The 25824-nt window shown below is 69.6% G+C and carries 21 protein-coding genes and 1 pseudogene; 14 read left to right on the top strand and 8 right to left on the bottom strand.

Annotated features, from left to right (window positions below):
* Positions 1-34 precede the first annotated feature (34 nt).
* The 4 genes from M1203_RS36340 to car all read left to right on the top strand — a co-directional run bounded on the left by M1203_RS36340 (position 35) and on the right by car (position 8047).
* Positions 35-1456 carry a 3-deoxy-7-phosphoheptulonate synthase class II gene (locus tag M1203_RS36340; protein WP_249954138.1) on the top strand — a complete coding sequence of 474 codons (1422 nt, stop codon included), beginning with the start codon at positions 35-37 and terminating at the stop codon, positions 1454-1456.
* A 26-nt stretch (positions 1457-1482) separates the two neighbouring features.
* Positions 1483-2721, top strand: coding sequence for a cytochrome P450 (locus M1203_RS36335; protein WP_249954137.1), 1239 nt, complete (start codon positions 1483-1485; stop codon positions 2719-2721).
* A gap of 79 nt (positions 2722-2800) precedes the next feature.
* Positions 2801-4462: a carbamoyltransferase N-terminal domain-containing protein gene (locus tag M1203_RS36330; RefSeq protein ID WP_249954136.1), complete on the top strand. Its 1662-nt coding sequence runs from the start codon at positions 2801-2803 to the stop codon at positions 4460-4462.
* Positions 4463-4657: 195 nt separating this feature from the next.
* The gene (car, locus tag M1203_RS36325; RefSeq protein WP_249954135.1) at positions 4658-8047 is read left to right on the top strand and encodes a carboxylic acid reductase; all 3390 of its coding nucleotides are present in this window, start codon (positions 4658-4660) and stop codon (positions 8045-8047) included.
* A 61-nt stretch (positions 8048-8108) separates the two neighbouring features.
* On the opposite strand, the gene M1203_RS36320 is transcribed toward car, so the two are convergent.
* A complete protein-coding gene (locus tag M1203_RS36320) occupies positions 8109-8570 on the bottom strand; it encodes a MarR family winged helix-turn-helix transcriptional regulator (RefSeq protein WP_249954134.1) in 462 nt (153 codons plus the stop codon).
* A gap of 63 nt (positions 8571-8633) precedes the next feature.
* On the opposite strand from M1203_RS36320, the gene M1203_RS36315 reads away from it, so the two are divergent.
* On the top strand, positions 8634-9002 hold the full coding sequence (locus tag M1203_RS36315; protein WP_249954133.1) for a VOC family protein: 369 nt from the start codon (positions 8634-8636) through the stop codon (positions 9000-9002).
* Here M1203_RS36315 and M1203_RS36310 read toward each other — a convergent pair.
* Complete coding sequence (locus tag M1203_RS36310) at positions 8972-9847, bottom strand: helix-turn-helix domain-containing protein (protein ID WP_249954132.1); 876 nt, start codon at positions 9845-9847, stop codon at positions 8972-8974. The two genes, M1203_RS36315 and M1203_RS36310, sit on opposite strands and share 31 nt — an antisense overlap.
* Positions 9848-9949: 102 nt before the next feature.
* Between M1203_RS36310 and M1203_RS36305 the strand changes: the two genes are divergently transcribed.
* On the top strand, positions 9950-10759 hold the full coding sequence (locus tag M1203_RS36305; RefSeq protein WP_249954131.1) for an SDR family oxidoreductase: 810 nt from the start codon (positions 9950-9952) through the stop codon (positions 10757-10759).
* Between the two features lie 248 nt (positions 10760-11007).
* Here M1203_RS36305 and M1203_RS36300 read toward each other — a convergent pair whose 3' ends face one another.
* The gene (locus M1203_RS36300) at positions 11008-11475 is read right to left on the bottom strand and encodes a nuclear transport factor 2 family protein (protein WP_249954130.1); all 468 of its coding nucleotides are present in this window, start codon (positions 11473-11475) and stop codon (positions 11008-11010) included.
* Positions 11476-11590: 115 nt separating this feature from the next.
* Positions 11591-13708, bottom strand: coding sequence for a transketolase (locus tag M1203_RS36295; protein WP_308404957.1), 2118 nt, complete (start codon positions 13706-13708; stop codon positions 11591-11593).
* Between the two features lie 202 nt (positions 13709-13910).
* On the opposite strand from M1203_RS36295, the gene M1203_RS36290 reads away from it, so the two are divergent.
* The 4 genes from M1203_RS36290 (at position 13911) to M1203_RS36275 (ending at position 17105) form a co-directional block, all read left to right on the top strand.
* On the top strand, positions 13911-14639 hold the full coding sequence (locus tag M1203_RS36290; RefSeq protein WP_249954129.1) for a GntR family transcriptional regulator: 729 nt from the start codon (positions 13911-13913) through the stop codon (positions 14637-14639).
* Positions 14640-14680: 41 nt separating this feature from the next.
* Entirely contained in the window at positions 14681-15136 is a 456-nt protein-coding gene (locus tag M1203_RS36285) for a PTS sugar transporter subunit IIA (RefSeq protein ID WP_249954128.1), read from the top strand.
* Complete coding sequence (locus tag M1203_RS36280) at positions 15133-15414, top strand: PTS sugar transporter subunit IIB (RefSeq protein WP_249954127.1); 282 nt, start codon at positions 15133-15135, stop codon at positions 15412-15414. Before M1203_RS36285 ends, M1203_RS36280 begins: the two co-directional genes overlap by 4 nt.
* 299 nt (positions 15415-15713) lie before the next feature.
* Positions 15714-17105: a PTS ascorbate transporter subunit IIC gene (locus M1203_RS36275; protein WP_249954126.1), complete on the top strand. Its 1392-nt coding sequence runs from the start codon at positions 15714-15716 to the stop codon at positions 17103-17105.
* Positions 17106-17207: 102 nt separating this feature from the next.
* On the opposite strand, the gene M1203_RS36270 is transcribed toward M1203_RS36275, so the two are convergent.
* Positions 17208-18854, bottom strand: a complete 1647-nt coding sequence (locus M1203_RS36270) for an ATP-binding SpoIIE family protein phosphatase (RefSeq protein ID WP_249954125.1) — start codon at positions 18852-18854, stop codon at positions 17208-17210.
* Between the two features lie 225 nt (positions 18855-19079).
* Here M1203_RS36270 and M1203_RS36265 point away from each other — a divergent pair, with 225 nt between their 5' ends.
* Positions 19080-19769 (top strand): response regulator transcription factor, encoded by a 690-nt coding sequence (locus M1203_RS36265; RefSeq protein ID WP_249954124.1) that lies wholly within the window; start codon positions 19080-19082, stop codon positions 19767-19769.
* Positions 19766-20842 (top strand): sensor histidine kinase, encoded by a 1077-nt coding sequence (locus M1203_RS36260; RefSeq protein WP_249954123.1) that lies wholly within the window; start codon positions 19766-19768, stop codon positions 20840-20842. The genes M1203_RS36265 and M1203_RS36260 overlap by 4 nt, the downstream gene beginning before the upstream one ends.
* A 10-nt stretch (positions 20843-20852) precedes the next feature.
* Here M1203_RS36260 and M1203_RS36255 read toward each other — a convergent pair whose 3' ends face one another.
* Positions 20853-21878 (bottom strand): MASE1 domain-containing protein, encoded by a 1026-nt coding sequence (locus M1203_RS36255; protein ID WP_249954122.1) that lies wholly within the window; start codon positions 21876-21878, stop codon positions 20853-20855.
* Between the two features lie 659 nt (positions 21879-22537).
* Between M1203_RS36255 and M1203_RS36250 the strand changes: the two genes are divergently transcribed.
* A complete protein-coding gene (locus tag M1203_RS36250) occupies positions 22538-22765 on the top strand; it encodes a zinc-binding dehydrogenase (protein WP_249954121.1) in 228 nt (75 codons plus the stop codon).
* A gap of 58 nt (positions 22766-22823) precedes the next feature.
* Here M1203_RS36250 and M1203_RS36245 read toward each other — a convergent pair.
* A pseudogene (locus M1203_RS36245) lies at positions 22824-23114 on the bottom strand (ISL3 family transposase); the annotation flags it as partial.
* Between the two features lie 474 nt (positions 23115-23588).
* Here M1203_RS36245 and M1203_RS36240 point away from each other — a divergent pair.
* Positions 23589-23909, top strand: coding sequence for a hypothetical protein (locus M1203_RS36240; RefSeq protein ID WP_249954120.1), 321 nt, complete (start codon positions 23589-23591; stop codon positions 23907-23909).
* A gap of 1591 nt (positions 23910-25500) precedes the next feature.
* On the opposite strand, the gene M1203_RS36235 is transcribed toward M1203_RS36240, so the two are convergent.
* On the bottom strand, positions 25501-25803 hold the full coding sequence (locus M1203_RS36235; protein ID WP_249954119.1) for a hypothetical protein: 303 nt from the start codon (positions 25801-25803) through the stop codon (positions 25501-25503).
* Positions 25804-25824: the final 21 nt, after the last annotated feature.

Raw genomic sequence — 25824 nt, 5'->3', positions numbered from 1 at the left:
ACCGTCGAGCCACGAGAAGCGGACGGAGATCACGTTGACCCTCACCGGCGAAGCCGCCGCGCACTGGCGGACACTCGTCGCCCACCAGCGGCCGGAGTGGCCCAGCCCGGCCGAGCTCGGCGACGTGGCGGATCACCTGGCGGCCCTGCTCCCGCTGGTCACGCCACAGGAGTGCGACACGCTCACCGCACGACTCGCCCGGGCGGCGGAGGGCAAGGCGTTCCTGCTGCAGGGTGGCGACTGCGCCGAACGGTTCGACCGCCTCTCGACACCGGCGATTCACGGCAAACTGCGCCTCCTGCGACAGATGGCCGTGATCCTCACGTACGCGTCGGCGCTGCCGGTGGTCACGGTGGGCCGGATAGCCGGGCAGTACGCGAAGCCCCGATCCCGACCGACCGAGACCGTCGACGGGCGTACGCTCCCGGTCTACCGGGGCGACGCGGTGAACGGCATCGGCTTCAGCCAGGCCGAACGACGGCCGGACCCGGCCCGGCTGCTTCGGATGTACGACGCGTCGCGCCACACCCTGGACGTCCTGCGCGCATGCGCCCGTGCCGGACCCGACCTGCGCCAACTGCACAAGGACAACCAGGACTTCGTCGCACGCTCGCCTGCCCGTGAACGCTACGGCGAACTCGCCGGCCGCATCAACCGCGCACTGGCCCGCGAAGACACGCGCGGCGGCGGCGATCCGTCACGCACCACGGAGTTGTTCGCCAGCCACGAGGGACTGCTGCTCGACTACGAGGCCGCGCTGACCCGCTACGACCCGCGTTCCGGCCGACGCCATGCGGGAAGCGGCCACATGCTGTGGATCGGCGACCGCACCAGACAGCTCGACGGCGCCCACGTCGCCTACTTCGCGACCATCGACAACCCGATCGCGGTGAAGCTGGGCCCTACCGCCACGCCCGAGCAGGCGCTGGCCCTGATCGACCGTCTCGACCCCGACCGGCGGCCGGGCCGGCTGACGTTCATCGTGCGCATGGGGGCGCACCGCGTGCGGTACCTGCTGCCGGAGCTCGTGCGGAAGGTCACGGCTTCCGGCGCGCCGGTGGTGTGGGTGTGCGATCCGATGCACGGCAACACCTTCGAGGCGCCCAGCGGCCACAAGACCAGGCGGTTCGACGACATCCTCGACGAGGTCACCGGCTTCTTCGAGGTACACGAAGCGCTCGGCACCCACGCCGGCGGACTGCACGTGGAGCTGACCGGCGAGGACGTGACCGAGTGCGTCGGCGGCGGCGCCGGACCGGGCCTCGACGGCCTGCACCGCAGATACGAGTCGGCGTGCGACCCGCGCCTCAACGGAGGCCAGGCGCTCGACCTGGCCTTCCTGGTCGCCGAGATGTTCCCCCCAGGAGCCGCCGGCGCCGGGGCGCCGGACGCGGCGGTGAACGCCGCGCCCTGGGGCGCAAGCCACAACGATTCTCCCGCCTCGTTCGGCGCGTGAACCAACACCATTTCGAGGATGTGCCCATGGACCAGGACTCCATCCCGCTGGAACTCGACGACGCGTTCGTGCAGGACCCCTACTCGGTGTACACGAAGCTCAGCGCCGAGGGCTCGGTGCACCGGGTGAAGATGCCGCCCGGAGTCCCCGTGTGCGGCGGACTGCCGGTCTGGCTCATCATCGGATACGACGCGGTGCGCTCCGCGCTGGCGGACCCCCGGCTGAGCACCGATCTCCAGCGGATGGACGGGCTGTTCGCGCAGAACGAGCCGGACAGCAACAGGCGTGCCGGTTTCTCGTCGGCCATCTCCAGCCACATGCTGAACTCCGACCCGCCGGACCACACTCGGATGCGCAAGCTCGTGAGCAAGTCCTTCACCAGCCGCGCCGTCGAAGCGCTGCGGCCGGAGATCGAGCGGATCACCGGCGGTCTGATCGACGCCCTCTCGGACGACGACACGGTGGACCTGCTGGACGCCTTCGCGTTCCCGCTGCCGATCCGGGTGATCTGTCTGCTGCTGGGTGTGCCGATCGAGGAGCAGGAGAACTTCAAGTCCTGGTCCCAGGCGCTCGTCTCCGGCGACTCTCCCGAATCGGCCGCCACCGCCACGGCCGAGGTGGTCGCGTACCTCGGCGAACTCATCGAGCGCAAACGCCGTGTGCCCACCGACGACGTGCTCTCCGCCCTGGTCGCGGCACACGACATCGACCACCGACTGACCGATGTCGAACTGGTCTCGACGGCCTATCTGTTGTTCATCGCCGGTTTCGAGACCACCCTCAACGCCCTGGGCAACGGCACGCTCCATCTGATGGGGAACCTGGACCAATGGGAGGCACTGCGCGAGGACCGGTCCCTCCTCCCCGGCGCGGTCGAGGAGTTCCTGAGGCTGGAGAGCCCGTTGAAGCACGCCTCCTTCCGGTGTGCGACCCAGTCCCTGACCGTCGGCGGCGTCGAGATCCCGGCCGGCGACTTCGTGCTGCTGGCGATCGCCTCCGCCAACCGCGATCCACGGCGCTTCGACGATCCGCATGCGCTAGACGTCCGCAGGCCCGCCGACGGCGGCCATCTGGCCTTCGGACACGGCATCCACCACTGCCTCGGGGCGCCGCTGGCCAGGGTGGAGGTACGGGTGGCGTTCGACGCCCTGCTCGACGCGTTCCCCGCGATGAGGCTCGCGGCCGACCCCGCGGAACTGCGGTGGCGTACCAGCACGATCATTCGCGGGCTCGACTCACTGCCGGTACGGCTGAACCGCAGGTAGCGGCGCGGCAACGACATCCCTTCCGGTGCGACTGCCGGATTCCAGGCCGCTGTGCGGCGAGAAAGGTGTGGCTGACCACATGCTCATTTGCGGGATCAAGGCATCGCACGACGGCGGGGTCGCCGTCATCGAAGACGGGCGCCTGCTCTTCAGCTACGAGATCGAGAAGCTGGGCAACGGCGAACGCTACAGTTCCCTCGGAGACCTGGAGCGCGTGAGCGAGATCCTCGCCGCAGAGGGTCTGGCACCCGCCGACATCGACCAGTTCGTCGTCGACGGCTGGTACACGAAGGACGCCGCGGGCGAGCACGCCGTCAAGGTGAACGCCGGCGGTCTGCCAGTACAGTTCCGGGTCGCACCGTACCGTGAGCGCCCTGGCGACGACGGGCCGCTGCAACGTCACACCTTCAGCGGCCACGGTTTCGACGACTATGCCAGCTACACCCATGTCGCCAACCACCTCATCGGCACCTACTGCTCAAGTCCCTTCGCCGCCAGGGGCGAGGACGCGTTCGTCGTGGTCTGGGACGGACTCATCACACCGCGCCTCTACCAGGTGCGGGCCGCGACCCGTGAGGTGACCTTCGTCGAGGCTCTGCTGCCCGTCTTCGGAGGCAGCTTCGCGGCCTTCTGCTCGCGGTTCGAGCCGTACCTGCTCAACACCGACGACGTGACGTCGGACGCGTACATCCGCCGGCATCTCTCCGTCGCGGGGAAGGCCATGGCGTACGCGGCCAAGGGCCGGGTCGAGACCGGTGCTTTCACCGTCTTCGACGACCTCATGGCCGAGTTCCGCGACCTTCCCGTCGACAAGGTGGGCGTGCTGGGCGACAAGGTCGCCGCCAACAGGGACGAGCTGATGCCCGGCCTGTCCAACGCGGACCTCATCGCCACCTATCAGGCCTACCTCGGCCACCACCTGCTCGCGCGGCTCACCACGGCGGTGCGAAGCCGCTTCCCGGACGGCGGCCACAATCTGGTGCTCGGCGGCGGCTGCGCGCTCAACATCAAGTGGAACACCGCGATCCGGGCCAGCCAGGTCTTCGAGGAGGTCTTTGTCCCGCCCTTCCCCAACGACGCGGGGGCGGCGATCGGAACGGCAGCCTGCGAGATGTTCCGGCGCGGCCGGACGGCGCTGGAGTGGGATGTCTACAGCGGACCGCGGATCACCACCGGCACCCTTCCCGACGGGTGGCGGGCAGGGCCCTGCGACGAACGGCAGTTGGCCGCCCTCCTGCACACCGAGGGCGAACCGGTGGTCGTCCTCTCCGGGCGGGCGGAGCTGGGCCCGCGAGCCCTGGGCAACCGCAGCATCCTGGCGCCCGCGACCGACACCCGGATGAAGGACCGGCTCAACGACATCAAGAACCGGGCCCCCTACCGGCCCGTCGCACCCATCTGCCTGGAGGACCGCGCGCCGGAGGTCTTCGACCCCGGCACGCCCGACCCGTACATGATCTTCGAGCACCGTATGCGGCCCGGCTGGGCCGAACGCGTCCCGGCGGTCGTCCACCTGGACGGCACCGCCCGGCTCCAGACCATCGCGTCGACCCAGGACACCGACACCGCCCGTATCCTCACCGCCTACGCGGAGATCAGCGGAGTGCCCGTGCTGTGCAACACGAGCGCCAACCTCGAAGGCCGGGGCTTCTTTCCCGACGTCGAGTCGGCCGCCAAGTGGGGCGGGACCCGTTACCTCTGGTCCGAGGGGACGCTCTACACCAACCCCCGCGTGGGGTGATGCTCCCTCGCCGGCCAGGGCCCGGCCGGAAAGCGCTATCTGATCATCGGGCACTGCAACTCCCCCCTCCCGCACAGTACTTGTAGAATTCCGCGCCGGAGAAAGGGCCCGCCGACGTCCGTCCAGGGGACGTCGCGGGCCGACAGACCGGCTGCCTCCGGACAAGTCCGCCACCTATGAGACGCGGAGACCACCGTGCGACTCGCGCAAGTCATGGCACACGCCTTCGAACGCTTTGCGGACCGGCCCGCCGTCGGTGAGCGTGCGAGGGAGTTCGTACGGGACCCCCGGACCGGGCGTGTGTCGGCCCGGCTGCTGCCGCGCTACGAGATGACCACCTACCGGCAGCTGTGGAGCCGTATCCGCGCGGTGGCGAGCGAATGGCACCACCACCCGGGGCGCCCGCTCGTCGCGGGCGACCGGGTGGCGATCCTCGGCTTCACGAGCCGGGACTGCGCGACGGTGGATCTGGCGTGCGGCCATCTGGGCGCCGTCAACGTTCCGTTGCAGATCAGCGCGCCGACCGGGAATCTGGCGTCCATCATGGCGGAGGCCGAGCCGGTTCTCGTCGCCGCGAGCATCGAGCGCCTGGACACCGCGACCGAGCTGTCCCTGCGCACACCCTCCGTCCGGCGGCTGGTCGTGTTCGACTACCACCCGCGCGCCGAGGACCAGGCGGAGCGGTTCTCCGCCGCCCGCGACAGCCTGGCCGCGGCGGGACGGGACGTGGAGGTCGTCGCCCTGTCGGAGGTTCTCGACCGCGCCGCCGGCCTGCCCGAGGCCCCGCCGTACATCCCGGAGGACGACGAGGATCCCCTCTCGATGCTCGTCTACACCTCGGGGAGTACGGGAACGCCCAAGGGCGCCATGTACACCGAGCGGCTCGCGAAGGTGATGTGGGAGGACCGGGCGAAGCGGACCGGCACGGACATGGTCGCCATCAACTACATGCCGCTGAGCCATGCGGCCGGCCACTTCCTGCTGGTGAACGCACTGGCCCGGGGCGGCTCCAGCTGCTTCACGGCCGGCAGCGACCTGTCGACCTTCTTCGAGGACATCGCTCTCGTACGGCCCACCGAGCTGTTCCTCGTGCCCCGTGTGTGCGAGATGCTCCACCAGCTCCACCGGAGCGAACTGGACCGGCGGATCTCGGCCGGCGCCGCCCCGGAGCAGGCCGCGGCCGAGGTGCTCAAGCAGCTCCGCGAGGAGGTCCTCGGGGGGCGCGTCGGCGTGGCCGGGACCGGCTCCGCGCCGCTGTCCGCCGCGCTGACCGAGTTCACCGAGGCCCTTCTCGGCATTCCCCTGCACAACGGGTACGGCTCCACGGAGGTCATGGGCATCGCCGCCGACGGTGTGCTGCAGAGCCCGCCGGTGACCGACTACAAGCTGGTGGACGTGCCCGAGCTGGGCTACTTCCGCACCGATGCCCCCCACCCGCGCGGCGAGCTTCTGCTGAAGGCCGACGGCATCCCGGGCTACTACAAGCGCCCCGAGCTGACGGCGGACCTCTTCGACGAGGACGGCTACTACCGGACCGGTGACATCGTCGCCGAGCTCGGTCCACGCCGTATCGCCGTGCTGGAGCGCCGCAACAGCGTCCTGAAGCTGTCCCAGGGCGAGTTCGTGTCGATCGCCAGGCTGGAATCGGTGTTCGCCGCCTGTCCGTTGGTGCGGCAGATCTTCCTCTACGGCAACAGCGAGCGCTCCTACCTGCTCGCCGTCGTCGTGCCCACCCCGGACGCCCTGCGGCGGTACGGGGACGACCGGGGGCGGCTCGAACAACTGCTCGCCGAATCGCTCCGGCGGATCGCGAAGGACACCGGCCTCAACTCCTACGAGATACCCCGGGGTCTGCTGGTCGAGACCGAGCCGTTCAGCCAGGCCGAGGGCCTGCTGTCGGACCAGGGAAAACTGCTGTGGCCCAAGCTCGTGGAGCGTTACGGCGAGCGACTGGAGCAGCTGTACGCCGAGATCTCGACCCAAGAGACCCGGGAGTTGCTCGACCTGCGCCGCACCGGCGGCGACCGGCCAGTGCTGGAAACGGTCCAACTGGCCGCACGGGCACTGCTGGTGGGCTCGGCGACCGAGGTGAGCCCCTCCGCGCGTTTCCGGGAGCTCGGCGGCGACTCGCTGTCCGCGGTGTCACTGTCGAACCTGTTGCACGACACCTTCGATGTCCGGGTACCGGTCGACGTCATCATCAGCCCCGCGCACGACCTGCGGCGGCTGGCCGCCTATGTCGAGGCCAAGCGCACGGCCACCGCGACGCGACCGGCCTACGCGTCGGTGCACGGCGAGGACGCCACCGAGGCGCACGCCAAGGACCTCGTCCTCGGCCGGTTCATCGATGCGGCGACACTCGACGGCGCCCGCCATCTCCCGCGCCCTGCCGGGGAGCCACGGAGCGTTCTGCTGACGGGTGCGAGCGGATACCTGGGGCGCTTCCTCACCCTCGACTGGCTCCGTCGGCTGGCCCCGGCCGACGGCAAGCTGATCGTTGTGGTCCGCGGCAAGGACCCGGACGCCGCCGGACAGCGACTGGCCGATGCCTTCGGCAGCGACGACTCCGAACTGAGGCGCAGTTTCGAGGAGTTGGCCGGGGAGCACCTGGAAGTGCTGGCCGGAGACATCGCCGAGCCGAGGCTGGGCCTGGACGAGGCGACGTGGGAACGGCTGGCCGGTGAGGTGGATCTGATCGTCCACGCGGGCGCCCTGGTGAACCACGTGCTGCCCTACCGCCATCTGTTCGACGCCAACGTCCTCGGCACCGCGGAGCTCATCCGGCTGTCCCTGACCGGACGGCTCAAGCCGTTCACGTACATCTCCAGCGTGGCTGTGGCCCGGCCCCTGGGCGGACAGCCTCTCGACGAGGACACCGACGTGCGCGCCGCGCTGCCGGTGCGGTCGGTGGACGACGGGTACGCGGGCGGGTACACGACGAGCAAGTGGGCGGGGGAGGTGCTGCTGCGGGAGGCGTACGACCTGTGCGGCCTGCCGGTGACGGTGTTCCGCTCCAACATGATCCTCGCGCACAGCCGGTACACCGGGCAGCTGAACGTCCACGACATGTTCAGCCGACTGCTGTTCAGCCTCCTCGCGACGGGCGTGGCCCCCGACTCCTTCTACCGGACCGACGGCGGCGGGGGGCCGCGGGCCCACTACGACGGCCTGCCCGTCGACTTCACCACGGCATCGGTCGTCACACTGGGACGGAGCACCTCCGGCTACCGGACCTTCAACCTGGTGAACCCGCACGACGACGGCATCTCACTCGACACGTTCGTGGACTGGCTCATCGAGGACGGCCACGGTATCGAGCGGATCGCGGGCTACGGCGACTGGCTCGTCCGCGTCGAAGCCGCCCTGCGCAACCTGCCCGAGGCACAGCGCCAGTACTCCGTCCTTCCCCTGCTGCGAGGTCTCCAGGAACCGGGGGAGGCCGTGCCCGGTTCGGACGTCCCGTCGGCCCGCTTCCGGCAGGCCGTCCAGGAGGCGGGCATCGGACCGGACCGGGATGTGCCGCATCTGTCCCCGGCCCTCATTCGCACGTACGTGAGGGACCTGCGACGCCTGATGACCGCCTGACCGGGTGCGGGCAACAGGCGCCAGGGCGGGCGGGAGGTGCCTGCGTGCGCCGGGGAACGAGCTAGGGGCCGTCGTCGCCGTCGCGCAGGGAACGGATCATGCTCTGCAGGATCCGGAACGCGGCGGACTGCTCGGTCCCGGTCAGGCCGGCCAGCATCCTGACCTCGACGGACCGGACCGCCACGGTCGCCTTCTCCAGGCTCCGTCGGCCGCGAGGCGTGAGCCGCGTGGGAAGAGCCTTCCCGACGGGTGCCTGCGCGGGCCTGGTCACGTACCCGTCGCGTTCCAGGGCCTGGAGCAGCACGTTCATCGACTGCCGTGTCACGAACGCGCCCCGCGCGAGTTCGGAGTTCGACAAGCCCGGCCGCTGAGCCAGCAGTTCGAGGCAGGAGTAGTGCGTCACGCTCATCCCGAGCGGCCGCAGCACCTCCTCCATGGCCGAGCGGAGGACGCTCGACACCTCTTTGAGCAGGTAGCCCAGCGACGTCTCAAGGTTGACACCGTCCTGACCGTCTTGATTCATGTCAGAAGTCTGACATACATTGACCCGTGTCAGAAAGCTGACACGAAAAGAAGGAGCATCACCATGCCCGCCACCGGCCCCGACTTCCTCTCGCTCCAAGCGCGCGACCTCAACGCTTCGCAGGCGTTCTACGAGCAGTACCTCGGCCTCGTCCGCTCGCAGGCCGGACCTCCGCACGCCGTTGTCTTCGAGACGAAGCCGATCGCGTTCGCACTCCGCGACATCGTTCCCGGCACCGATCTCGCATCCGTTGCCCAGCCCGGCATAGGCGCCGCGATCTGGTTCCACGCCACCGATGTCCAGGCCATTCACGACGCTCTCGTCGCCGACGGTCACACCATCGTCTCCGCACCGATCGACGGCCCTTTCGGCCGGACATTCACCTTCGCCGACCCCGACGGCTACCAGGTCACGCTCCACGACCGCGCCTGACCGGCCAAACCCACCGGACGATCACCGGCCTCCACCGCGCCGAGTAGTGCGAGGGCTTGCCGGGAAGCGCTGCCGGGTTCGGCCTGGTACACGACGAGCTGCTGGTGACGCGCGCTGTCGACGGTGAACGAGTCGTAGGTCAGGGTCAGTTCGCCGACCTGAGGGTGATGGAAGCGCTTGGCCTCGTGGGCTTTGCCCCGCACATCGTGCCGGGCCCAGAGGGTGCGGAACTCCCGGCTCTTCAAGGACAGTTCGTCGATCAGCTCGGTGAGCCGGGGATCGTTCGTCAGGTGGCCGCTGCCCGCGCGCAGAGCCGCGAGCCCGGACCTGGCGACCCGTTCCCAGTCGGGGTAGAAGTCACGGGCGCCCGGGTTCAGGAAGATGAACCGGACCAGATTGGTCTCTCCCTGTCGCAGCATCCCGGCGAAAAGGGCGTATCCGAGACGGTTGCCGGCCAGCACGTCCAGGCGGCGGTCGAGGATCAGTGCGGGGGTGTCGAGCCAGCCGTCCATCAGGCGCAGCAGACTCGGCCCGACCGGTGCACCGCCGCCGCGCCGGACGGGTTCACGTGCTGCTCCCGCCAACCGGTGCAGGTGCCCTGTTTCCTCGGTGTTCAGGTCGAGGGCGCAGGCCAGGGCGTTCACCACCTGTGCGGACGGGTGCCTTTCGCGTCCCTGTTCCAGCCGACGGTAGTAGTCGGTGCTGACGCCGGACAACTCGGCCACTTCCTCCCGTCGCAGGCCCGGTGTCCTGCGATGGCCCGACCAGAGCAGCCCGGCCCTGGCCGGGCTGGTCATCTCTCGCCGGGCGCGCAGGAATTGGCCCAGCGGATTGCGAGTGTCCATGCCTCTACGTTAGACGCGCACGCGATCGGTTGCCTGGGAGTGGCGCACCCCGGGTGGGACCGGGCCTGGCTGGTCTCCGGCGGGGCGCACATGCTCGGCCTCATGACCGACAACCTTTCAGACAACGTCTCCATGCCCGCTCCCCGTGTGTCCGCGAGGCCGCTCGCCGGCCGGATCGCGGTGGTCACCGGGGCCAGTGCCGGGATCGGCGCCGCGACCGCACGCCGCTTCGCTTCGGCCGGAGCGGCGGTCGCTCTGCTCGGCCGACGGTCCTCGCTGCTGGACGATCTCGCCGCGGCTCTGCGCGAGGAGGGCTCCGCCGATGTCCTGCCCCTCGGTGTCGATGTCACCGACCCCGCCGCGTTGGCGACCGCCGCGGCGACGATCCGTGCTGCCCTGGGCCGACCCGACCTCGTCGTCGCCAATGCCGGGGTGATGCTCGGAGCGCCCTTCGACGAGGCGGACACCGCCGAGTGGGACCAGATGATCGACGTGAATCTCCGAGGACTGCTGGCGACCGGTCGGGTCTTCGTCGCCGACCTTCTCGCCGCGGCGGACGCCGGACGGGCCGCCGACCTGGTGAACCTCGGCTCGATCGCGGCCGAGGTGATCTTCGCCGACTATCCGGTCTACGGTGCGACCAAGGCCGCGGTCACCCAGCTGACCCGCAACCTGCGCGCCTCGCTCGGGCCTCGCGGAGTACGGGTACGGTCCGTCGACCCGGCGTTCGCCGTCACCGAACTCGGCGCCTCCATGGCCCACGAGGCCACTCGGGCGGGGCTGGAGGAGATGCGGTCGGCGATCACGACCATCACCGCCGAAGACGTGGCCGACGCGATCACGTACTCGGTGGCGGCGCCGGCCCGGGTCAACATCGCCGAGCTGACGGTCGTTCCCACCCAGCTCGGCTGAGAGACCGAGAAGGGCGGGCCGGGGGCGGAAGACACCGCGGTACGACACCGGGCCTGCGCGGTCGCCACCGGCGAGGTGCGAAGCCGATGGCCCGCGCATCACGCAGCCGGCAGACCCCCGCACCGCCTGACGGACCTTGTCCGATACCGGACAAGGTCCGTCAGCGCCCGGTCACCCGGCCGACGCGCGGTGCGGGAACCGGCACAGGCCGGGCGAGGCCCCTCTCAGGACCGAGCCGGTGTACGGGGTCAGCCTGCCTCGTACCCCGGCAGCCTTCCGTCCAGGTCCCCCGCGGGCAGAATCCGGGTCGAGTTGTGTTCGCGGACGATCCGCCACCCCTCCGGCCTTCGACGCCAGACCAGCGAGGTGGTGGTACGGATGTCCGTGACACCGTCAGGCGTGGTGATCCGCGCGACGAACACCAGGGTGGACGCGGCCAGATCGCGGCTCGCGATGACATGCGGGCCGTCGTCCACGGCATGGTGAGCGGAGATCATCCGGTCGAAATGGGGCTCCCAGATCGAGCCGTAGCCGGCGGCTGTTGTCGCGACACGCTGCCCGGGGTCGAAATCGTCGTAGAGGCGGAGGTCAGGAGAGCCGAAGTCGTAGAACTCTCCGAAGACGCGCCGGAAGTCGAACGGCGCGTCCCCCTCGTCGCGCTCCCAGCCGCCTACCCATCTGCCGTGCAGATCCGCGATCAATCGCTCATCGTCCATGACTCGACGTTAGGCTCGCGCAAAAGGCGCAGGAAGGGTCTGCCACACCCCCCAGGGCGCGGGAGCTCCCGGCCTGCCCGGGACCGGCCGTCCTCGACGCCGTACGGCACCGTGTTCAGCGGGGCCCGGCCAGGCCCAGGGACTCCAGGGCGGCCGCCACGACGGCCTCCTCGGTCATACCCATCGCGGTCATCGCATCGGAGGCGGAGGCAGAGGTGCCGAACCCGTCGACGGTCACGGCTCGTCCGGCGTCACCGAGCAGATCGTGCCAGCCGAAGACGGACGCCGCCTCGACCACGACGCGGGCACGGACGGCCGGGGGAAGCACCGCGTCCCGGTACGCGGCGTCCTGCTCGGCGAACCACTCCTTGCACGGTACGGAGACGACCCGGGCGGTGATTCCGCGTCCGGCGAGAGTCTCCCGCGCGCTGAGCGCGAGCGACACCTCGCTGCCGCTGGCCAGCAGCAGTACATCCACGGCGCCATCGGGGTCCCCGGCGCCGGCGACCACGTACGCACCACGCGCCACACCCGTGCGTACCGCGTCGGTGGCCGTCGGCAGCACGGGCAGCGCCTGGCGGGCCAGCACAAGCCCGACCGGGCCCGGGCGGCCGAGGGCGGCGAGCCAGGCGGCGGCGGTCTCGGCCGCATCGGCCGGGCGTACGACCGACAGACCCGGCATGGCACGGAGCGAGGCGAGGTGCTCGACCGGCTGGTGGGTGGGGCCGTCGGCGCCGAGCGCCACGGAGTCGTGCGTCCAGACATGCACAACGGGCAGCCGCATGAGGGAGGCGAGTCGCAGGGACGGCCGCTCGTAGTCGCTGAACACCAGGAAGGTGCCGGCGAAGGGAGTGTCATAACCGACCAGGGCGATGCCGTTCAGCGCGGCGGCCATCGCGTGCTCGCGCACACCCCAGTGGATGTTGCGGCCATTCAGCCCGTGCCCGGCGCCCTCGTCGGCGGGGAGGAAGGAGCCGCCGGAGCCGATGGTCGTGCGGTTGCTGTCGCCCAGGTCGGCGGAGCCGCCCCACAGGCGCGGCAGTCGCTCGGCCAGCGCCTGGATGACCGTGCCGGACGCGTCGCGGGGCGCGACGCGGGCGCCGGGCTCGAAGACCGGCAGCGCGTCGGCGGCCTCGGCCGGATCGAGCGGGCGGATCGCGCGGGCGCGGGCGGCGGCGAGTCCGGGATGCGCCAGCTCCCACTCGGCCAGTGCCTTGTCCCAGGCGCGGTGCAGTTCGGCCCCGCGTCCCCGTGCGGCCCTGGTGTGCTCCAGAACGTCGGCCGGCACGGTGAACGGCTCGTCGGCGACGCCCAACAGCGCCTTGGTGGCCGCGACTTCGGCCACCCCCAGAGGAGCGCCGTGCGAGGCCGCGGTGCCGGTGGCGTTCGGCGCGGGCCAGGCTATCCGCGACTTCAGTACGATCAGGCTCGGCCGGCCGTGGTGCGCCTGAGCGGTGGACAGCGCGCCGTCGAGCGCGTCGGTGTCGATGTCGCCGTCCGCGCCGAGTCCCACGGTCTGTACGAACCAGCCCTGCGCGGCGAACCGGGCCGCGGTGTCCTCACGGGTCGTCAGATCCGTGGAGCCCTCGATCTGGATGCTGTTGTCGTCCCAGACCACGACGAGGTTGTCCAGCCGGTGCCGCCCGGCCAGCGCCCCGGCCTCGTACGAGATGCCCTCCTGGAGGTCACCGTCGGAGCACAGCACCCACACCGTACGGACGGGCATCCCGGCGGTGAGCTCGGCGCCCGCCGCGGCGCCGCCGCCGGTCAGCCGGCCCTCGTCCCGCTTGAGCGCCATGGCCATGCCGACGGCGGTGGCGACGCCCTGGCCGAGCGGCCCTGTCGTCGTCTCGACGCCGGTGGTGTGGCCCAGTTCGGGGTGTCCCGGTGTGAGGGAGCCGAGCTGCCGGAAGCGTCGCAGATCCTCCAGGCCGAGGCCGTAACCGGTCAGGTAGAGCTGCGTGTACTGCAGGATGCTCGCGTGCCCGCAGGAGAGCACGAACCGGTCGCGGCCCTCCCATCCGGCATCCGCGGGGTCGTGCCGTATGTGCCGCTGAAACAGCAGGTGGGCGACGGGAGCCAGCGCCATCGCCGTGCCGGGATGGCCGGAGCCGGCCGTCTCGACGGCGTCCATCGCCAGGGCGCGGGCCACCGCGACGGCCCGTCGGTCCAGGTCGCCGAACACGGGGGCGGTGACGGTCGCGGTGGTCGTCCGCGTGGGTGTGGCGGTCACGGCAGCTCCTCATAGATCATGTCGTCATGATGACTTCGCACAACGTAACCCATGAGCCCATCGGCCCTTGTGGCAGGAGACTGCGATGGTCCAGGCCTGATCGGAGTCGTGAGTGTGACGTGGAGATTGCCTATTGACGTCCACTGGGCTTCTAGTCATCATGACGTCTTGACGACACACGGACTCGATGAGGAGACCACGCATGGCCGAGCACAAGTACGCACAGGTGCGCGACCATTTGCTGCTCCGGGTGAGCGGTCTCCCCGTCGGCGGGCGACTGCCACCCGAGGCGGCGCTGTGCGAGGAGTACGCGGTGAGCCGCATCACACTGCGCCGCGCGGTCGACGAATTGGTCAATGACGGACATCTCATCCGTGAGCAGGGACGCGGCACCTTCGTCACCCGGCCCCGCTACGCGCTGAAGCACCGCGAACGGTTCGTCAGCGAGGTCACGGGCTTCTTCACCCAGATGAGCCGTCAGGGGCACACCGTCACCTCGGAAGTGCTCGCCCAGGAGCGGACGCGGGCGGGCGCCCGACTGGCGGCGGCCCTCGACATCAGCCCCGCGACGTCCGTCGTCCGGCTGGAGCGGCTGCGCCGGGTGAACGGGGCCGTGCACCACCTCGCGGAGTCGTACGTGGAGGAGGAGCGGTTCCCGGACGTGCGGACGGCGGACTTCTCCGCCACCTCTCTCTACGCCTACCTGCGGGCGCACCACGATGTGCTGCTCGCCAGAAACGAGATCGTCGTCGGACTGCACGAGTGCGACGGACGGGAGGCCGAATTGCTGGGCGTGGCGGTTGGCTCGCCGCTCCTGCTGGCGACCTCCAGGGTCTTCGACCTCAATCGCAAGCCCGTCATCCACGGGACGTCGAAGTTCCTGCCGGAGACCGCCGAACTGTCCTTCGACATCATCGCCGACGCCGAGTAGGCCCGGCCCCACCCCCATCTCGCGACGTACGGAGAGCGCACATGCTCAGCGAACTGCTGACCGAGGAGAAGATACGTTTCTCCACCGACCACCTGACCTGGCGACAGGCCGTGACCCAGGTCGCGGAACCTCTCCTCGCCGCCGGTGACATCACCTCCGGCTATGTGGACGCCATGATCGACTCGATCGCCGCCGGCGGCACGTACATCGACCTCGGTTACGGAATCGCGCTCGCCCACGCCCGTCCCGAGAGCGGCGCTGTCCGCACCGCCCTCTCCATGCTCCGGCTGACCGAGCCCGCGCCGCTGCTCGACCAGCCGGAGCACTCCGTCGACCTCTACTTCTGTTTCGCGGCGGTCGACGCCGTCGCGCACACCGGCGCCATGGCGTCACTCGCCCGCATCCTGTCGGACGCGGAGACACGTGAAGCGTTGCGCGACGCGCGGTCCGCCGCCCGTGTCACCAAGTTGATCACCCGATTCGAGGAGACCCGATGAAGTTCCTGGCCATGTGCAGCACCGGACTCGGCAGCAGTTTCATGGTGCGTATGAACATCGAGGACATCGTCCGTGAGCTTCAGCTCCCGGATGTCACGGTGGAGCACAGCGACATCAGCTCGGCCGGACCGGAGAGCGCCGACGTCTTCTTCGTCGCCAAGGACCTGGAGGACGCCGCGGCCGGACTCGGCGATGTCGTGGTCCTGAACAGCATCATCGACAAGGACGAACTGCGCGACGCGGTGAAGTCCGCGGCCGCTCGCCACGGTCTCCTCTGACCGCGGCCTGACGTCCCGTCCTGTACTACCACCGGCACCACCCGCACTGCCCGCACCACCCGTACCGCCCGCACTGGTGGTACCGCCCAAGCCCCCTCATTCACCACCGCTCAGGAACGTCCGAAGACGCCCACCCGCCCGCGCGTCCGCCCCGCTGAGGGAGCCCACGCGCGACGCAGGCCAGGGCGGCGGGACTCTACCGCCGACGTCCTGCCCCGCTGTGGATCACCGCAGCCCATCACCACAGCGACCGCGGCCCTGTCGTGCCCGTAGACATGCCCGTAGAGAGGCGTTGCCCAGTGAACAGCGTTCTGAATACCCTGCTCGACATCTTCAGAGAGCCGTCGGTCATCATCGGACTGATCGCTCTGCTGGGGCTCGTGCTCCAGCGCAAGTCCCTCTCCGACACGCTCAAGGGAACGATCAAGGCGTTCGTCGGCTTCCTGGTCCTGGCCGCGGGCGCGGGTGTCGTGTCCGACGCCCTGACGCCCTTCGGGGACATGTTCCAGCACGCCTTCGGCGTCCAGGGCGTTGTGCCGAACAACGAGGCCATCGTCGGCAAGGTCCTCACGGACTACGGTTCCCAGGCCGCGCTGATCTTCTTCTTCGGCATGATCGTGAACGTACTGCTGGCGCGCTTCACCCGGTTCAAGTTCATCTACATGTCCGGACACGTCGCGCTCTATCTGTCCGCGATGATCGCCGTGATTCTGATAGCCAATGGATTCAGCACCTGGCAGACCGTGCTCTGGGGCTCCCTCGCCGAAGGCCTGATCACCACTCTCTCGCCCGCCCTGGTGCAGCCCTGGATGCGGAGGGTCACCCAGCAGGACAACGTGGCCCTCGGCCACACCGGTAACTTCGGCATCGCCACCAGTGGCCTGGTCGGCAAGCTCGCGGGCGACACCAGGAAGTCCACCGAGGACCTGAAGATCCCCAAGGGGCTCGGCTTCCTGCGGGACACCACTGTCGTCATCGCCGTGTCCATGGGCGTCATCTACCTGCTCGTGACGCTGGTGGCCGGGGCCGGATACGTGGAGGACAAGCTCAGCGGCGGCCAGTGGTTCCTGCTCTGGGCGGTCATGCAGGCCGGTAAGTTCTCCGCCGGTGTCTTCATCATCCTGGCCGGCGTCCGGGTCGTCCTCGCCGAGATCATCCCCGCGTTCAAGGGCATCTCCGAGAAGCTGGTCCCCAGCGCCAAGCCCGCGCTCGATGTCCCGATCGTCTTCACCTTCGCCCCGAACGCCGTCCTGATCGGCTTCCTGTCCAGCTTCGTCGGCGGTCTCATCGGCATGGGTGTCCTCGTCGCCATCGGCGGGACGATCATCATCCCGGGCATCGTCGCCCACTTCATGACCGGCGCCGCCTCCGGCGTCATCGGCAACGCGACCGGCGGCAGGCGCGGGGCCGTGCTCGGCGCCATGGCCAACGGCCTGATGATCACCTTCCTGCCGCTGCTCGTCCTGCCCTTCCTGGGCGACGTCGGCCTGGCCAACTCCACCTTCTCCGACGCCGACTTCGGGGTCTCCGGATTCCTCCTCGGCAGCGCCGTACGCTGGGGCCACGCCGCCGTCATCGTCCTGATCCTCGCCTCGCTGGCCGCCGTCTTCGTCGGCAGCGCCGTGGCCACCCGCCGCGAGAAGGCCAGGACCGCGGCCGCCCCGGCGCCGGAGCAGCGATCGACCGTCTGACCTGCTAACCGGCCATTTGGCAACAGCCGACGCGGCCCGACGGATCATCCGCCGGGCCGCGTCCGTGTCGTGCCGAGGTCAACGAGCCACCAGGCGCGGCCGTCATGCCGGGAGGGGCTGCTCGGTCCAGATGATCTTGCCGGAGGTGGTGTAGCGGGTCCCCTGGTTCTGGGTCAGCTGGCCGACGATCGACAACCCGCGGCCGCCCTCCTCGGTCGCTTTCGGCCGGCGCCTGTGCGGGCCCGAGCAACTGGTGTCGGAGACTTCGCAGATCAGCGTGTGGTCGTCCTTGATCAGCCGGAGACCTATGGGGCCATCGGAGTAGCGAATGGCGTTCGTGACGAGTTCGCTGATCACCAGGACGGTGCTGTCCGCGAGGTCGTCGAGCGTCCAGGTCGCCAGCTGCCGGCCGGCCCAGTCGCGGGCGGAGGAGACGGCGGCGGGATCCGACGGCAGGGTCAGAGCGGCGACATCCTTGGACTCCAGAGACCGTGTGCGGGTCAGAAGGACGGCCGGTTCGCGGTCCGGTCGCAGACCACGCAACACGTGGCCGAGGAGTCGTGACACGTCGGGGCCGGATGTGGCCAGCGCCTCGCGGAATCGTTCCGCGGTCGGGCCGGCAGGGGGGCCCGGTGCGGGGGAGCGGCCCCCGTTCAGGAGAAGGGTGCTTCCCGGGGGCGCCGCGAACTCGGTGCTCTCGAAGGGCTGGTCGCCGACGCCCAGGGGGGAGTGGGAGGCGAGGCGGGGGGCGGTGACGTCGCCGTTCGGGTGGGCGACCATCACCGTCAGGTCACCCGCACGCGCGGCGACGCAGCGCTCCGAGACAGGGTCGTAGACCACGTAGAGGCAGCTGGTGCCGGCGTGATTGCGGTCGCGGGTGCCCTGGCACGAGGCCGGGCGCTGACGTTCGAGGCGAGTCACTGTGCTGTCCAGGTGTGTGAGTAGTTCGTCGGGTCGCAGGTCGAGCGCCGAGAGCGTGGTGATCACCGCTCGCAGCCGGGTCATCCCGATGGCGGCGTCAACTCCCTTCCCTCCCGCGTTCGCCACCACCAGGGCCACCCGCGCGCTCGACAGCGGGAGCACGTCGAACCACTGCCCGATGGAAGCCTCCGCCGGGACATGGCCGTGTGCCGCTTCGAGCGCGCTGAGGGGCGGCAGCCGCTCAGGCAGCACCGAACGCCGCAGCAGCCGGGCCAGAGCGTCCTCGTCGATCTGACGGCGGACGGTCTCCAGGCACTGGGCGGCACGGTCCGCGAGCCGGGCGGCTGCCCGGAGGTCGTTCTCGTTGAACGGGCTCGATTCGTGCCGCCGGTACAGAACGAACAGACCGAGGACCACGTCCCGGACGGTCAGCGGCAGCACGATGAGGGAGTGTGCCCCCGCTTCGCGGAGCAGGCGCGCGCGCCTGGGGTCGCGGACGAGCCACCGGCTGTTGTGATTCAGATGGCGGATCAGGCGTGGGCGCAGATCGGAAAGGCTCTGTCCATAGGGCGTGGCGGGCCTGATCCTGCTCACTTCACCGACCGCGTACGCACCGCGGGCCGCTTCTCCCCGTGTACTGAGGAAGGCGGCCCGTCGCAGCTGTTCGCTCCCGTCCGCCGGTCCGGGTGGGGGCACGTCGCCGCGAAGCAGCACTTCAAGCAGGTCGACGGAGGAGGCGTCGGCCAGCTTGGGCACCGCGTCGGCGGTGAGCTTCCCGGCGACCTGGAAGAGCCTTCGGGCGTGGAGTGGGACGGTCTGAGAAGTCATGAGGTTCATCCTCTGGAGGAGACGCTGAGCCGCGCTCCCCTCCGAGCGTGCTTCCCGGGCGCCTCCGGGGCGTCGGCACTGATCCGCAGGTGTCCTTCACGTTCCGCACCGCCGGGTGCGGGGGATCCCGCCCGGCCCGCGGCATCGCCGCGAGACTGTTGCGGGTTCCCCGCCGCCCTGCCCGTTGCGCTCTCGTGAACGGAGTTTGAGATCTACGGTGGGGCTATGAAGGTCGACCGCGTCACCAGTGGGGAGTCCGCGCCACACCTGACCGTGGTGCTCGCCGACGATCACCTGGTCGTGCGCGCGGGCATGCGGTTGCTGCTGTCCCAGGACACGGCGTTCGACATCGTCGCGGAGAGCTCCACTCTTCCCGAAACCTTTCTGGCCGTGGAGCGCCACCACCCGTCGGTGCTGGTCCTGGATCTGACGCTGGCCGGGCAGTCCAGCCTGCGCTCGATCCCGGAACTGCTGGCGACCTCGCCCCGTACCCGGATCCTCGTCCTCACCATGCAGGAAGATCCCGCGTTCGCCCGCGAGGCGTTGCGAATCGGCGCGGTCGGCTACCTGCTGAAGGAGGCAGCCGCGGAGGAACTCCTGGGGGCCGCACGCCAGGTCGCCGCAGGGGCCACATACGTACAGCCCTCGCTGGGCGCACGCCTCGCCGTCACCGTACCCGGCACCTCGACCACGGGGATGGGGGCGGGGGCCGGGGCGGACGACTCTCTGACGGCGCGCGAGGTGGAGGTGCTGTCCCTGCTCGCCCTGGGCCACACCAATCAGGAGATCGCGGAACAGGTGCACGTATCCGTTCGGACGGTGGAAACGCACCGGGCCAGGATCCGGGAGAAACTCGGCGCCGAGACCAAGGCGGACCTGGTCACCGCGGCACGAGAGCTCGGGCTACTGGCATGACCCCGCTGTCGCGGGCATCCGCCGCCGCCGTCATGGAGACGACGGCCACGCTCCTGCTCGTAGCCACCCTGGCGCTGGAGATCGCGCAGCACTCACTGCACGCCGAAGCCGTGCTCTGCCTCGCCGCCGGCGTCATCTTCCTGGTGGCGGCGGTGCTGAGTCCCGAAGCCCGGCGGTCGTGGCTGGCGATCATAAGCGGGATCTCGCTCGTGATCGCCGTGGCGCTCCTGGTCCGTATCGCCGACGCGCCGCTGCTCAACGGTCTGCACCTCGTGCCCCTCACCCTGATCGCCAGTGCCGCCGCGCTCGGACACCGTTCGGACCAGCGCCGCGGCAGCCTCGACCGGGAGCGCACCCGGGCCCGTCGTGATGGAGAGGAACGAGAGCGCCGGCACTGGGCCCGCGAGCTGCACGACGACACGCTCCAGGAACTGGGCGCCGTCCAGATCGTGCTGGCCGGGGCAACGGCCAGTAGCCGCCCCGACGTCATGAAGGACGCCATCGAACAGGCGCGGCGCCTGATCAGCAACCAGATCACCTCGCTGCGGCATCTGATCGCGGAACTGCGTCCGGCGGCCCTCGACCAGCTCGGACTGCACCCGGCGCTGGAGGCTCTGTGCCGGAGCACCTCGGAGAACTTCGGTATCGAGGCCGAACTGCGCGTGGGGGCGGACTGGGACCGGTTCGTCGCGAAGCTGACTCCCGAGGCACAGGTCCATGTCTACCGGATCGTGCAGGAAGCGGTGACCAACGCCGTGAAGCACGCCGAGCCCACCCGGATCCTCGTCGAACTCGACAGCGACGAGCACACCCTCTCCACGAAGGTCACCGACGACGGCCGAGGGATGAGGCCCGAGCCCGCCTCGGCGACCATGCGCGCCTCGCCTCAGCCGACCGCTCCGGGAGGCATGGGCATGACGGCCATGCGGGAACGCGCTCACCTGCTCGACGGGCACCTCACGGTGGACTCGGCGCCCGGACAAGGCACCCGCGTCACTCTGCGGGTGCCGCGCCACGGCAGAGAGGGCAGACGCAACCGGTCCGGGCGGCGGAGCCCCGAGCGGTGCGGGTGATGGTGGTCGGTCACGTACCGCTGTTGTCTCCGTCCCGCGGTGGCAGCACCGGCATCTGTGCCGGAGCGAGCCGCTCCACCACCGCGGCCAGTTCGTCGCATGCCTGCTGGAGCCCCAGCCGGATGTTCTTCTGTTCGGCGACGGTCGCCGCCAGCAGCAGGGATGTCAGTGCCACCGACCCGTTGAGCAACTGAAGGCTGACCAGCCGTTCCACCAGGCTGTGTTCGGCGAAGGCTCCGTGGCGTTCGCCCGCCTCGAAGATCGCGATCACGGAGACGAGCAGCGCGTAGGGCGCGCTCCCGGCGAGCTGGAAGCGCAGGGCCGCCCAGATGAGGACGGGAAAGAAGAGGAAGATCAGGGTGAGGGTCCTCGTCACGGCGACTGGTGTGATGACGGCGGCGGCGACCACCAGGGCCGTCGCCTCGGGCCAGCGGTGGATGCGCAGGGGCGGCCGGACACGGCAGACGAGGAGCAGGAAGGGGGTGACCACCAGAACGCCCATGGCATCGCCCGTCCACCAGGCCAGCCAGGCCGGCCAGAACCCGTCGGGCAGCCTTCCGCCGAGCTGCTGTAACCCGGCGCCCACCGTGGCGCTGATCAGCATCCCGGTCAGAGCGCCCAGGAACACCAGCGCCATCCCGTCCCGCAGCCGGTCCAGCTCGATACGGAAGCCCACCCGCCGCAGCAGCAGATAGGAACAGACGGGCGCGAGGGTGTTGCCCGCCATGATCCCGAGGGAAGCGACGGTCAGCGGAGCCTGCGTCACGAGGGTGAAAAGGGTGCCCAGGGTGATGCCGGGCCAGACCCCGATACCCAGGAGAAGGAGGGCGGCCACGGCGATGCCCGTGGGCGGCCAGAGAGGCGAGATGGCCGTGCCCTCGGCCCTCACCACGCCTTTGAGGGTGCCGATGCTCGCGCCCGCGTAGTAGACGAGGGCGACGCCAAGGATCCGAAGAGCGGCCACGAACAGTTGTCGGATTCCCTCGATGCTCGCCACAGCAGCCATCAGACAGTGCCCGTCGCCCGGTGAGAGCATGACACGCACTGCCGAAGACCCACGTCACCTGGTCTGCGCCCCCGTCCCCGCCACCGCGCTGACGGGTTGCCACCGCGCCGGGGCAGGGCTGCACGCGGTCACTCCCGCCCGGAGAACCGTCATGGTTGAGCTGAACCGAATTGTGTAGCGGCTCTGAAGTCGGGCATGACCGCCGCGGCGAATGGGAGAACACAGGTCCGATGCCTGCACCACGGAAGTACCCCGATGAACTGCGTGAGCGAGCGGTCCGCGAGGTCGGACCTCGGGGCGTAAGATGTCTCGTCCCATGACGCGGTAGCGCTCGGGCTGAATTCCCTGGTCGCCGCAGCAAGCGTGGAAAGGGCCGACGTCAAGGCGGGCAGCAGGTGCTCATCCGCGGCGCTGGTGGCGGGATCGGCGTGCTCACTACTCAGCTCGCGGCCGCTCGGGGCGCGACGGTGATCGCCTCCGTTCCCGACCGGTCCGTCGCGCAGCGGCTGTACGACCTGGGGGCTACGGAAGGGAGCGGACGCGGTCGACCCGGGCCCGGACGGCCGCTACCACGCCGTCATCGACATCGTCGCCGGTTCCGACACGGCCGACTTCATCCCCCTGCTGCGCCCGAACGGCAGGTACGTGATCAGCGGTGTCGTCGCGGGTGGCCCACCCCCGACTTCGGCATGGCGCTGTTCGCGAACTTCCAGCAGTCCTGGACCATCTCGGCCCTCAGCCTCTCCAGTGCACCGTCGAGTACCGCCGCCGATCCCTTCGCACTTGTCTTCGCCGACGTGCGGGAAGGCCGACTGAAGCCGGTGCTGCACGGCACCTTCCCGCTGGACGAAGCCGCGGCCGCGCATACTCTGCTGGAGTCCCGCGCCGCCTTCGGCAAGATCGTTCTGATCGTCTGATTCGGGACTGTCAAACGTTCGACTCTGCTCCGTAGCCGGTGGTGACGGTACGTTCTCCTTACTGCAGGAGGAAGCGGTGGCGGAGGAGGTCAAATCCGGCTCGCCCGTGCATCTGCCGCATGATCTTCTTGGTGCGGGTGTCGACGCCCTCGGTGTGGCCGTTGTGGTGGGGCAGGGTGAGGCCGGCGTTCACAGCGGCGCGGTCGAGTTCGAGGCCGTTGCAGAAGCTGTGCAGGTGGGGCAGATCGGCGGTGCGGACTGTGGTGATCCGCTGGGTGAGTTTGTTGTCGTTGGCCTGAGCCGGGGACAGGAGTGCGGCGAACTCGCCAGTGAGTGGGGCGAGTGCGGCTCAGGCGAGTGCGGCTCACCGGAGCTGGCGCCCGCCCTGCCCGCCCCGACCGTGCCCGTGCGTACCCGGGCGACCGCGTCGGACGGCTACCGCCGCGCCCTCGAAGCGCACCGGGCCATCCGGGCCGAGCGGGGGATAACCCCGGTCATTGCGCCGCGATCAAACGGCAGGAGCAGACCATTCGCGAGCAGCGTGAGGCACCCGTCACTGACGAGCGCGCCGCCTCGGAGGACCTAAGCGAGAGGGCCCGTCAGAAGACGTCGTCGGTCGATGTCGGTCGTGCAAAGGCTCCCAAACGTCTCGCTGACGAACGAGCCGACCATATCGACCCTCCGGGCCTGTAGCCGCAGGGCATGCGCAAATCGTCAAGTCCCCTGCGGGGACAGTCAAGGACACTCCGGTCCGATTCCATCACGATGGGGTTTGTTCGGCTGTCGGATAGGTGCGACAGCGCATTCAGATTGAAGGAGGAACATGCATACTCGGCGTACTCTGGCCGGTGCGGCACTCGGAGCCGCTCTGCTGGGAGGGGCGATGGCGGCCCCGGCCGCGGCGGCGTCGAACGGGGCGGCCAGCATGGCAATGACCTGTGACGCGTGGAGTAATTCGACCCAGACTATCGCGTACGGGAGCTGCACCGGAACAATTCCTTCCGGCGTCCGGTGGCGGCTCGGTGTCATCTGCGACAGTGGCTATTACTACTGGAGCCCGTGGCAGACCCGGCCGCTGACCAAGAGCTACGACTGCCCGGGGGTTCCTGGGAAAGTCACGAGCACCTGGATAGACGTCGAGTGACAGTTCGCCTCTGAGAGGCGAGCCAACGGGGCCGGCGGTCGTTTCCGTAGGTCGCTGGCTTGGGCAAACGCTGCTGCTTGAAGTGAACGACCGACGGCAGAGAGAAACTCACGACGAGATCGGCCCCAAAAGTGACCAGTATCAGCCATTCCGCTCCAACCCCTCTTACCGGGAAAGCCGTTTCCTGGAAAGTTGAGCAACTTTCGACCCCAATCCTGTCGGGGACGGCAGGTACGCATGCAAGTCGCGGCCCGACGCCTCACCGAGCCTTTCAGGCAAGGAAATTGCGGGGAAAGAGCTGGAGTTTCTCCAAGACTGATACCCCTCATCTCAGCTACTAGGGAGAGAAATGAAGACTAGGCGCCGTGTGACAACAATCGTGGCCTCGGTAGTCTTAGCCACAGGTGGGCTGCTTGGAGCGGGTGCTTCACCCGCGTCTGCTGTCGGCTGCACCGAGTGGTTCGACTTGTACACCTACGGGGTCAACTGCACCGGGTTTGCCAGCGGTAAACAGGTTCGAGCGACAGCCACCTGCGCGGTTGGTGACGATGCGGGGCCGTGGAGGTCTGCTGTGACAGGTGGCTGGTCCTATGTCTACTGCGCGGACCAGGGAGGACTGCTGGACTGGGATTTTGAGATGAGGTAGCAGGTCGAAGACTGCTGCGGTGGCTGGTGACGAATCGCAGGCACCGTCAGTGCGGCGCACCGCCCCGGCTTGGGTGACCGGGGCATCCGCCAGCCGACCGGACGGGGCAGGGTCGGTGGCGGCGCATCTCCTTCAGAGCGGGTGTTCCGGTCGGGATCCCGGTCCCGCACGACCCGCTCTACCTCGTGGTCGGCGAGGCGCGGCAGGAGAGCGACTGCCGCACCGACCTGGCCGGGATGCCGTGCCAGACCGGCAACCAGCCCGGCCCAGAGCCGACGGTGTCGCAGGATGGCGGGCACCTCGTCGGCGGTCACCGTGTCCTCTGCCGCCAGCGCGGCCAGCATCCTCTCGTCGCCATGCACCAGGAGGCGGGCACGCAGCCGTTTGGCAGACGTCCGCGTCGGCAGTACTGACAGTGCCGCCTTGAGGGATTCCCCGCCGCTGGTCGGCCCCGGGGTCGAAGCCGTCCGGACACTTCGCCGGGGCAGCCAGGGCCTCGATCACCGTCTTGAGGGCTTCCTTGGGCAGGTCCTCGCTCATCGCGAGATCCCGCCACAACGGGAACGTACGCACATTAACCATCCCCGGATCCCTCCCAATCCTGACCTGGCGTCACCGCCCTGCCGCCATCCGTGGAACGACCGTACGGCGCAGCCGGGCCCGGGCGGGCGCGATCCAGGACGAGCCTTCGGCCGCAGGTGACAGCCTTCTCGACGAAGGAGGTGGCGACCACGAGCATTCTGGCGTGATGGTCAAGCCGGTCATCGTCGTAGAGGTCCCGCTCGGTCGGGGACAGACGCCTCAGCGCGTCAGGAGACAACATGGCCGGGGGCGTGAGCGGGTTCCCGATGAACTTCCGCTACCCGTCCAGGGTGGTCAGCTGCCGGTTGGCGTCGGCGTCGGCCTTGCTCAACGCAGGCTGCCGGGTTGCCGGTCCGGAGATGGTCACGTGCGCCTCCAGGGGTTGGCGAGCGGATCGAACAGACCCAGCGGGATGACCTTCGCGACCTCGGAGTCGGCCTCGTCCTCGGGCACGGACTCGACGGTCGGCTGGTCGGGAACGGGCCGTTCGGTGGCGGTGGCCCGAGTGCGGGCGGCGACACGCCGGTTGCACTTCGAGCGTTTGGCCGGGCGGACTTTCGTGTCGGCGGGGCTGTCATGAGCCCGCCGCAGTAGGGCAGCGGCGGCGTCGGCAATCTGTTCCTCGGTTCCGCCCGGGGCCTGATCGCGGGCGTGATCACAGGCCATCTCGCCGAACGGGACACTGAC

Source organism: Streptomyces sp. 35G-GA-8, assembly GCF_023534745.1.
Taxonomy (GTDB): Bacteria; Actinomycetota; Actinomycetes; order Streptomycetales; family Streptomycetaceae; genus Streptomyces.
This window is presented reverse-complemented; position numbering and strand designations above follow the sequence as displayed.

Excerpts from the sequence above, each read along its gene's own strand:
- M1203_RS36300 (WP_249954130.1), bottom strand. The coding sequence starts at position 11,475 with ATGGACGATGAGCGATTGATCGCGGATCTGCACGGCAGATGGGTAGGC.
- M1203_RS36235 (WP_249954119.1), bottom strand. The coding sequence starts at position 25,803 with ATGGCCTGTGATCACGCCCGCGATCAGGCCCCGGGCGGAACCGAGGAA.
- M1203_RS36270 (WP_249954125.1), bottom strand. The coding sequence starts at position 18,854 with ATGACTTCTCAGACCGTCCCACTCCACGCCCGAAGGCTCTTCCAGGTC.
- M1203_RS36240 (WP_249954120.1), top strand. The coding sequence starts at position 23,589 with ATGCATACTCGGCGTACTCTGGCCGGTGCGGCACTCGGAGCCGCTCTG.
- M1203_RS36305 (WP_249954131.1), top strand. The coding sequence starts at position 9,950 with ATGACCGACAACCTTTCAGACAACGTCTCCATGCCCGCTCCCCGTGTG.
- M1203_RS36290 (WP_249954129.1), top strand. The coding sequence starts at position 13,911 with ATGGCCGAGCACAAGTACGCACAGGTGCGCGACCATTTGCTGCTCCGG.
- M1203_RS36250 (WP_249954121.1), top strand. The coding sequence starts at position 22,538 with ATGGCGCTGTTCGCGAACTTCCAGCAGTCCTGGACCATCTCGGCCCTC.
- M1203_RS36315 (WP_249954133.1), top strand. The coding sequence starts at position 8,634 with ATGCCCGCCACCGGCCCCGACTTCCTCTCGCTCCAAGCGCGCGACCTC.
- M1203_RS36280 (WP_249954127.1), top strand. The coding sequence starts at position 15,133 with ATGAAGTTCCTGGCCATGTGCAGCACCGGACTCGGCAGCAGTTTCATG.
- M1203_RS36260 (WP_249954123.1), top strand. The coding sequence starts at position 19,766 with ATGACCCCGCTGTCGCGGGCATCCGCCGCCGCCGTCATGGAGACGACG.
- M1203_RS36255 (WP_249954122.1), bottom strand. The coding sequence starts at position 21,878 with ATGCTCTCACCGGGCGACGGGCACTGTCTGATGGCTGCTGTGGCGAGC.
- M1203_RS36320 (WP_249954134.1), bottom strand. The coding sequence starts at position 8,570 with ATGAATCAAGACGGTCAGGACGGTGTCAACCTTGAGACGTCGCTGGGC.
- M1203_RS36310 (WP_249954132.1), bottom strand. The coding sequence starts at position 9,847 with ATGGACACTCGCAATCCGCTGGGCCAATTCCTGCGCGCCCGGCGAGAG.
- M1203_RS36330 (WP_249954136.1), top strand. The coding sequence starts at position 2,801 with ATGCTCATTTGCGGGATCAAGGCATCGCACGACGGCGGGGTCGCCGTC.
- M1203_RS36285 (WP_249954128.1), top strand. The coding sequence starts at position 14,681 with ATGCTCAGCGAACTGCTGACCGAGGAGAAGATACGTTTCTCCACCGAC.
- M1203_RS36265 (WP_249954124.1), top strand. The coding sequence starts at position 19,080 with ATGAAGGTCGACCGCGTCACCAGTGGGGAGTCCGCGCCACACCTGACC.
- M1203_RS36335 (WP_249954137.1), top strand. The coding sequence starts at position 1,483 with ATGGACCAGGACTCCATCCCGCTGGAACTCGACGACGCGTTCGTGCAG.